The sequence below is a fragment of the Flavobacterium xinjiangense genome (genome assembly GCF_900142885.1).
Lineage (GTDB): Bacteria > Bacteroidota > Bacteroidia > Flavobacteriales > Flavobacteriaceae > Flavobacterium > Flavobacterium xinjiangense.
Map to the genome: position 1 here is coordinate 46015 of NZ_FRCL01000009.1, position 8956 is coordinate 54970.

Genomic DNA, 8956 nt, shown 5'->3' on the forward strand with positions numbered 1-8956 from the left:
TTAAAAAAAAATGGAAGATTTTTTAGACGCGTTTGTAGAGATTTTAGATGATACAGATAGAAGTATTTTGTTAGCTGAAACAATTTATAAAGATTTAGATGAATGGGATTCAATGACTGCATTAATGCTTATTGCGATGTTTGATGAAAAATATGAAAAAAAAATAACAGGTAATGATATCAAAGAGGCGACCACTTTAAATGATTTATACCTAATCGCTTTGAAATAATGGGATTTTTAAAAGTTGACAACGTAAAGATTTCAGGAATTGTATCGGCTGTTCCTGAGAAGGTTGTTAAAAATATGGATTTGGACCTATTTGCAAATCAGCAAGAAGCTGAAAAATTCATTTCGATAACAGGAATTGAAGAGAAAAGACATGCGAATATCGATGTGTGTACATCTGATTTGTGTTTCCATGCTGCAGAAGAACTGATAAGCAAGCTAAATTGGAATAAAGAAGAAATTGATATTCTAATATTAGTAACGCAAACTCCTGATTATGTTGTGCCTAATACTTCCATAATATTGCAGGATAGACTCGGTTTACCGAAAACATGTATATGCTTTGATGTTCCGTTAGGATGCAGTGGATATGTATATGGTCTTTCAATTATTTCACAGTTTCTTCAAAACGGGTCTTTTAATAAAGGGATTTTATTAGTAGGAGACACTTTAAGTAAACAATGTTCATCATTAGATAAATCGACTTACCCTCTTTTTGGGGATGCCGGTTGCGCAACTGCTTTAGAATTTAATAGAGGAAGTGAAATGCGTTTTAATCTGTGGAGTGATGGATCAGGTTATAATTCAATTATAGTTCCTGACGGTGGCTACAGAAACCCCTTGGCTGAAAAGTCTTTGTTGCAGGAAGCTGATAGCAGTGGTAATGTTCGTTCTAAGATTAATACTTATATGAATGGTACTGAAGTTTTTTCATTTGGGATTTCTGAAGTGCCAAAAGAGATAAAAAAATTCATGACCCATTTTGATATAAATGTCGCAGATGTTGATTTTGCAATCTTTCATCAAGCTAATAAATTTATGAACGAAATGATTCGTAAGAAAATAGGTTTGTCGAAAGAACAAGTGCCTTATTCACTTCATAAATTTGGAAATACAAGTTCTGCAACTATACCATTAACAATTTCAACTTTGGACGATAGTGTTAAAAATAGAAATATATTAATGTGTGGTTTTGGAGTAGGATTGAGTATTGGTATTGTTCAAACTCAAATAGAAGAGGATTTTATCAATGTATTATTAGAAGTGTAAAATGAGTAAATTTAGTTTAAAAAATAAAATTATATTGGTTTCTGGCGCTACTTCTGGAATCGGATTAGAATTGTGTAAGCAAATTGTAGAAAATGGTGGTGATTTTATAGGTTTTGGAAGAAATACTGCGGCTTTACAAGATTTTATAGATGATAAGGGTTTAGTTAAATCAAAGGTTTTTTATACTGATTTAACCAATGAAGAAAGCATATTACTGTGTTTAGAAAAAGTTGAAAAAATAGATGGTTATGTTCATTCTGCCGGGATAGTACAAAATAATCCTATTCAATTTTTTAATAAAGATTTATATGATCAAATTAGAACCGTTAATTTAGATTCTTCCTTAGTTATTTTATCCCAACTGCTAAAGAAAAAGAAATTCAACAAACCTGCTTCTGTTGTTTTTGTCAGTTCAATTTCAGGGATGTATGGCATGAAAGGCAATGGGATTTATGGTATTACAAAATCAGCCCTAAATATTATGGCTAAAACGTATGCAAACGAATTAGCTGGAAAAAAGATACGTGTTAATGCAGTTGCCCCAGGAATGGTTAATACGCAGATTACTTTGGATGCAAATGATTTTTTGTCTGAAGAAGTAATAAATGAGGATAAAAAAAAATATCCACTAGGTTATGGAGAGCCGGAAGATGTGGCGCTTCCAATTGTTTTCTTATTATCCGAGGCCAGTCGTTGGATAACTGGTCAAGTAATTGTTCTTGATGGTGGAAGGACTGCAATTATATAATGAACTTAATTTATCTTTCTAATTCAGGATTGATGAATGATTTATAATTAGACTATTTTATCAATTAAAATTGGTAATTGAGAAATCATTACAATAAAATACAATATTAACAATGAATAATAAAATATGGCTTTCATCCCCACACATGGGAGGAAGCGAACAACAATTTGTTAAAGAAGCATTTGATTCCAATTGGGTGGCTCCATTAGGACCAAATGTTAATGGTTTAGAACAAGACTTAGAAAATTATTTAGGGAATCAATCCCATGTAGGTGCCTTGAGTTCTGGTACAGCAGCGATACATCTAGGATTGATTTTGTTAGGAGTTCAAGCAGGAGATGAGGTAATTTGTCAGAGTATGACTTTTTCCGCATCAGCCAATCCTATTTTGTATCTTGGCGCAACTCCCGTTTTTATAGATAGCGAAAATGAAACCTGGAATTTATGTCCAATTGCTTTAGAAGAAGCAACATTAGACCGAATTGCTAAAGGGAAAAAACCTAAAGCGATCATAGCCGTACATTTATACGGTGTGCCTTATCAAATCGATGCCGTTAGAGAAGTAGCCGATAAATATGGTATTCCAATTCTAGAGGATAGTGCAGAGGCTTTAGGAAGCAGCTATAAAGGCCAAAAATGTGGGACTTTTGGAGCAATTGGTGTTTTGTCTTTTAATGGAAACAAAATTATAACAACTTCAGGAGGTGGAGCCATAGTTACTGAAACAAAAGCACTAAAAGACAGAGCGGTATTTTATGCTACACAATCCAGAGATGATGCACCCCATTATCAGCATAGCGAAATAGGGTACAACTATAGGATGAGTAATATTTGTGCAGGAATTGGTCGCGGACAGATGGAAGTTTTAGACGAACATGTTACTTTGCGCAGAAAAATGAATACTTTTTACGTTGATCTATTTGCAGCTATTGATTCGGTCAGTGTTTTTACTGTTCCTAATGATGACTATTTTGCTAATTATTGGTTGAGTGCCATTGTTGTTGCGCCTAATTCAAGTGATACTACAAATCGTGAAACTTTGCGTTTGGCTTTTGAGGCAGCAAATATTGAATGCCGTCCCTTATGGAAACCGATGCATTTGCAGCCTGTTTTTGAGAAATATCCCTATTATGGTTCTAATGTAGCCGAAACTTTATTTGAAAATGGTTTGTGCCTGCCTTCGGGCTCTAATCTTACGGATGAAGAAAGGGAAAGAATTGCAATAGTGGTCCAAAATTTTTTTATCAGCGCATAAAATCGTATTAATAATATACACACTAAAGTACCTATATATTATTTTTTAATATTATGAATTTAGAAACAACTTTTATAAAAGATCTTGTGCTTATTTCTCCAATGGTTTTCGAAGATGAAAGAGGATCTTTTTTTGAAGCTTATAGCCAAAGTAAGTTAAGTGATTTAGGAATTGATGTTGATTTCGTACAAGATAATCAGTCTTTTTCGAAAAAGGGAACCTTGCGTGGCCTTCATTATCAGAATCCACCTTTTGCACAAACGAAACTTGTTCGTGTATTGCAAGGTGAAATTATTGATGTTGCTGTTGATTTGCGTAAGGATTCGCTAACTTTTGGCAGATACTTTTCAGTCCTTTTATCTGATGAAAACAAAAAACAATTATTAGTTCCACAAGGGTTTGCCCATGGTTTTTCAGTACTCAGCGAAACGGCTGTCGTCTTATATAAATGTGATCAATATTACGACAAACAAAGTGAAGGCGGTATTCGATTTGATGACCCAGCTTTGAATATTGACTGGGGAATGAACATTGATGAGGCTATAGTTTCTGAAAAGGATTTAGTTTTGCCTAAATTCGCTAATTGTAACAGCCAATTCTAATGAATAAAATATTAATAACCGGAGCCAAGGGGCAATTGGGTTCTGAATTATCGGCATTGTCCGCAAACTACCCACAATTTGAATGGGTTTTTACCGACTGGCAAGAACTTAATCTAACTGATTTAGAATCGTTGGAAGCCTCTTTATCAACTATTAATCCTCAATTCATTATCAATTGTGCTGCTCATACGGCGGTAGACAAAGCACAGACTGAAGTAGAGTTGTCAGATATACTGAATCACCAATCTGTTGCCGTAATGGCACAGTGGAGCCATGCCAATGCGTGCAGACTAATCCACATTTCAACTGATTATGTTTTTGATGGAACAGCAGCCTCAGCATTGACCGAAGCTGCCCCAACGAATCCTATCAATGTATACGGCCTTACGAAACTGGCTGGTGAAAAGGCATGTTTGATGTACAATCCGGATGCTATTATCATTAGAACCTCTTGGGTATATTCTAGTTTTGGAAACAATTTTGTCAAAACGATGTCTCGTTTAATGCAGGAAAGAGATATGCTGAATGTTGTCAATGACCAAATAGGAAGCCCCACTTACGCAGCTGATTTGGCTCAGGCCATTATGACTATACTGACACATGATACCTGGCAAGCCGGTATTTACAATTATTCAAATGAAGGAGAAATTAGTTGGTATGAATTTGCTTTGGCGATTCAGGAATTGGGAAACTTTAACTGCGATATTAAAGGAATTCCTGCGGAGAATTATCCAACTCCTGCAAAAAGACCCCAATATTCTTTATTGGATAAAACTAAAATTAAAAATACGTTTGGCGTTGTAGTTCCTGATTATAAGGAAAGCTTAGCCAGATGTTTGTCTCTTTTAAACCGGTAGTAAATAGTATTGTTTATTAAAAACTATATGAAAGGAATTATATTAGCCGGAGGTTCCGGCACTCGATTACATCCATTAACGCTGGCGATGAGCAAGCAAATGATGCCGGTTTATGACAAACCGATGATTTATTATCCATTATCTACGCTGATGATGGCGGGAATTGATGAAATATTGATTATTTCGACCCCACATGATTTACCCAATTTCAAAAAACTCTTGGGAGATGGTTCAGCTATTGGTTGTCAATTCAGTTATGCGGAACAGGCTATTCCTAACGGATTGGCCCAAGCCTTTGTCATAGGAGAAGAATTCATAGGAAACGATAGCGTAGCATTGGTTTTGGGAGATAATATTTTCTTTGGTTCCAATATGGATGAGTTGCTGCAATCCAACACCAATCCTGAAGGTGGGGTAGTTTTTGCTTATCACGTTTCTGATCCGGAGCGATATGGTGTAGTGGAGTTTGACACCAATCATAAGGCCCTTTCGATAGAAGAAAAACCAGTGAAGCCCAAATCTAATTATGCGGTACCGGGCTTGTATTTTTACGATAATTCAGTAGTTGAGATAGCAAAAAACATTCAACCAAGTGCCCGTGGTGAATACGAAATTACAGATATCAATAAAGTATATTTAGAAAAAGGAACATTGAAAGTAGGTATTTTAAGTAGGGGTACTGCCTGGTTAGATACCGGAACTTTTAATAGCTTAATGCAAGCGGGACAATTTGTCCAGGTTATTGAAGAACGTCAAGGATTAAAAGTTGGTTGCATTGAGGAAATTGCCTGGAGACAGGGTTTTATTTCAGAGCAACAACTGAAAGATTTAGCTGAGCCTTTGAAAAAATCAGGTTATGGGGAGTATCTTTTAGGGCTTTTGAAAAATAAGTTGTAGGTTTAGTGTTCCCTCTCAGTGGTCAGTTTTTAATTATTATTGGATATAAAAATTGGCTTTCTAAAATCGTCCTTAAAAATTTGTAATGCATTTATAAAATAGATTATTCGGCGCCGTTTCCTTAGGGTTAGATTTTTCAAAAGCTATGGGAAAGTGGATTTTGAATATTCTAAAATAGAATTTGCTTTTGATTCCGCATATGGGTGGTAGCAAAAGTCGATATAAGAAGTATTTGATTTCATTTGGATTGCTAGATTTAGTGTCACAATGGATATTCAATAAACAAGAATTTTATTTTTAAATAAAACATAAATTTTAACAATTCATAAAGGGGTGATATTCATTCTACTTATTTATTATTTAGCCGAAAATAGTGAAATGGATTGAGTCATTTTCCTTTTGTAACTTAATTAGTCTTATTTTTGTTGCGATAAAGGCATTAATCTTTAAAAAAATAAATTTTGGGTACCACTGAAAATACTAGTTCGTCATCGGTAAAGTCAAATTTTTTTTCAAGAGCAAATTTGAAATTTAACATTTACAACTTAAGTTATCTGCCCAGGTGGGTAATTGTTCTGATGGATTTCTCCGTGTTAGTATTGTCCTTTTTTTTTACTATACTGATATTTAGGGGAACTGGATTAGACTATGTTATTACACCGTATACGGGGAGATTTATAGGTGCTTTTTTTGGTGTTAACCTTTTCTTTTTTTGGCTGTTTAGAACCTATTCCGGAATTATAAGACATTCTTCTTATATTGATGCGGTAAAGCTTTTGTTTTCACAAATGGCTGTTCTGGTGCTATTTCTTTTGTTTAACTTTGCATACGAATTTTCATACGGTGTAAAAGCATTTTTAAATACTGCTTTTTTTATCAATATTGTCCTTTCCTTCTGCGGCTTGTTCTTGTATCGGGTCATAATTAAACAAACTTTTGAGGCTTATTTCTCTGAAATTGGAAAAGAAAAATTAATACGGACTATTATTTATGGTACGGATGCCAATGCCATATCGGTAGCGAATGCCCTAAAATTTGAAACCCCTTCTCGTTTTAAAATTGTTGGATTTGTCGATAAAAATAATCAGAACGCTACAAAACGAATGTTGGATCTTCCGATATTAATTAAAAAGAAAAAATTGCCGCCACTCATGCGTTCCGTAAATGCGCAGGCAGTGATCATTGCCGATAAAAGCATGTCCAAAGAGGAACAGTTAACTATTGTTGATCAGTGTTTAGAATTCAATTACAGTGTGTTTACAGTGCCTCTTATTTCAGATTGGCAAAATCAAAAAGAGATATCACAAAAAGTAAAGAGCATCCAAATTGAAGATTTACTGGAGCGAAAACCCATTGTGTTAGATAATAAATCGATATCGAAGCAGTTGAAAGATAAGACGGTGCTGATTACCGGTGCTGCAGGGTCTATCGGAAGTGAGATTGTGCGCCAGGTATTGAGTTTTAATCCTAAAACAATCATTATTTTAGATCAGGCTGAAACACCGTTGCATCATATGTATTTAGAAATGCAAAATACAGGTTCTAATGCAAAAATACACACTATAATTGCGGATGTAAGGAATAAAAGTGCCATGAATATGGTTTTCAAAGAACATCTTCCTCAGGTGGTTTACCATGCTGCCGCCTATAAACATGTGCCTTTGATGGAAGAGAATCCCTCACAAGCTATTCTTACCAATATAGAAGGGACTAAAAATCTTGCCGATTTGTCCTGTTTGTATAAGGTTAAGAAATTTGTAATGGTCTCTACTGATAAAGCAGTAAACCCAAGTAATGTAATGGGGGCCAGTAAAAGAATTGCTGAAAAATACGTGCAGTCGTTGCAGTTGAAGGTTCAAAATGAAGGAGAGAAAAATGTTACCAAATTTATCACCACCCGTTTTGGAAATGTTTTAGGTTCTAACGGATCTGTAGTGCCTTTGTTTACCAAACAAATCGCTGCAGGAGGTCCTGTGACGATCACTCATCCTGATATTATTCGGTATTTTATGACTATACCTGAAGCATGTCAATTGGTTTTGGAGGCTGGGTCTATGGGTAACGGAGGGGAGATTTATATTTTTGACATGGGGAAACCGGTTAAAATTATTGATTTGGCTAAAAAGATGATCAAGTTGGCTGGATTTATACCGGATAAGGATATTAAAATCCAAATTGTTGGTTTAAGACCAGGGGAAAAATTATTTGAGGAATTGCTTAATGACACTTCAAAAACATTAGCTACGCATCACGAAAAAATTATGATTGCTGAGGAGATTCAAGATGAGTTTGAAACGTTACATACTGATATCGAAGAACTGATAGAAAAAGCAAACTCTTTTGGAAATGACGAAATTGTAATGCAAATGAAAAAAATTGTGCCTGAATTTATAAGTATGAATTCTACTTTTCAGTTATTGGATAAGTAATATAAAACAACGGTTTTGATAAAAAGTCTGCAAAGAATTGTTCTTTGCAGACTTTTTTTGTTTACACCATCCCTAAAGGGTGTTGTTGTTATTGCTTTTTGCTATTCACGATTTTTTTTTGGATTGATTACTCATGATTTAATAATTTAGTGGAGTGAATCTATGATTTCGAAAGGGACAAAAGATTTCATGGGTTATTTTTTTCTTTTGTCTTGATACAAAAGAAACAAAAAATCAAGCCTCAATATTTTTTCCCAAAAATCATCGGACGCATTTCCCTCTCGCGACCCCAGCCGCTCGTGTTTCACACTCGACTCGGGTGTCGCTCCCTTTTGCCAGCGCTGAAATTCTTACCGTGATTTTTTTAGTTCAAAAATATAAGGGCGAGTAGAGCGAGTTCTTTCGATTGCTATTTTTATTTGAAGACATTTTTTTTGTCTTGATTACTCACCAGTTAATAATTTATTGGAGTTCGTGAATCGATGATGTCAAAAGAAACAAAAAATATTCATGGGTTAATATTGTTTTTTTGGTATTCATGAATCTTCGATTTCAAGCCTCAATATTTTTGAACCAAAAATCATCGGACGCATTTCCCTATCGCGACCCCAGCCGCTCGTGTTTCACACTCGACTCGGGGGTCGCTCCCTTTTGCCAGCGCTGAAATTCTTACCATGATTTTTTAATCTAAAAATATAAGGGCGAATAGAGGATAAGTTGTTGCTATTGCTGTTTTTATTTTGAAGAATTTTTTCTTTTAGCTCACTGAACTTTATTATAAATGGTGTTTGCTTCGCCTGTTTGCTTCGCTCGGGTGTCTGAATCTTCGATTTGTCTTGATTACTCACGGGTTAATAATTTATGGAGTTCGTGAATATGTGCAAAATTTGAAA

General features: G+C 34.9%; 8 protein-coding genes. All 8 read left to right on the forward strand.

Annotated features, from left to right (window positions below; genetic code table 11):
* Positions 1–10: 10 nt before the first annotated feature.
* The 8 genes from BUC23_RS11615 to BUC23_RS11650 all read left to right on the forward strand — a co-directional run bounded on the left by BUC23_RS11615 (position 11) and on the right by BUC23_RS11650 (position 8063).
* Entirely contained in the window at positions 11–229 is a 219-nt protein-coding gene (locus BUC23_RS11615) for a phosphopantetheine-binding protein (protein WP_073209606.1), read from the forward strand.
* A complete protein-coding gene (locus BUC23_RS11620) occupies positions 229–1275 on the forward strand; it encodes a ketoacyl-ACP synthase III (RefSeq protein ID WP_073209608.1) in 1047 nt (348 codons plus the stop codon). The genes BUC23_RS11615 and BUC23_RS11620 overlap by 1 nt, the downstream gene beginning before the upstream one ends.
* Before the next feature lies 1 nt (position 1276).
* Positions 1277–2023 (forward strand): SDR family NAD(P)-dependent oxidoreductase, encoded by a 747-nt coding sequence (locus BUC23_RS11625; RefSeq protein WP_073209610.1) that lies wholly within the window; start codon positions 1277–1279, stop codon positions 2021–2023.
* 112 nt (positions 2024–2135) lie between these two features.
* Positions 2136–3278 carry a DegT/DnrJ/EryC1/StrS family aminotransferase gene (locus BUC23_RS11630; protein ID WP_073209612.1) on the forward strand — a complete coding sequence of 381 codons (1143 nt, stop codon included), beginning with the start codon at positions 2136–2138 and terminating at the stop codon, positions 3276–3278.
* A gap of 53 nt (positions 3279–3331) precedes the next feature.
* Entirely contained in the window at positions 3332–3880 is a 549-nt protein-coding gene (rfbC, locus tag BUC23_RS11635; protein WP_073209614.1) for a dTDP-4-dehydrorhamnose 3,5-epimerase, read from the forward strand.
* Positions 3880–4737, forward strand: coding sequence for a dTDP-4-dehydrorhamnose reductase (gene rfbD / locus BUC23_RS11640; protein WP_073209615.1), 858 nt, complete (start codon positions 3880–3882; stop codon positions 4735–4737). The genes rfbC and rfbD overlap by 1 nt, the downstream gene beginning before the upstream one ends.
* A 27-nt stretch (positions 4738–4764) precedes the next feature.
* A complete protein-coding gene (gene rfbA / locus BUC23_RS11645; RefSeq protein WP_073209617.1) occupies positions 4765–5634 on the forward strand; it encodes a glucose-1-phosphate thymidylyltransferase RfbA in 870 nt (289 codons plus the stop codon).
* 578 nt (positions 5635–6212) lie between these two features.
* Positions 6213–8063 (forward strand): polysaccharide biosynthesis protein, encoded by a 1851-nt coding sequence (locus BUC23_RS11650; RefSeq protein WP_208609316.1) that lies wholly within the window; start codon positions 6213–6215, stop codon positions 8061–8063.
* The last annotated feature ends 893 nt before the right edge of the window (positions 8064–8956 follow it).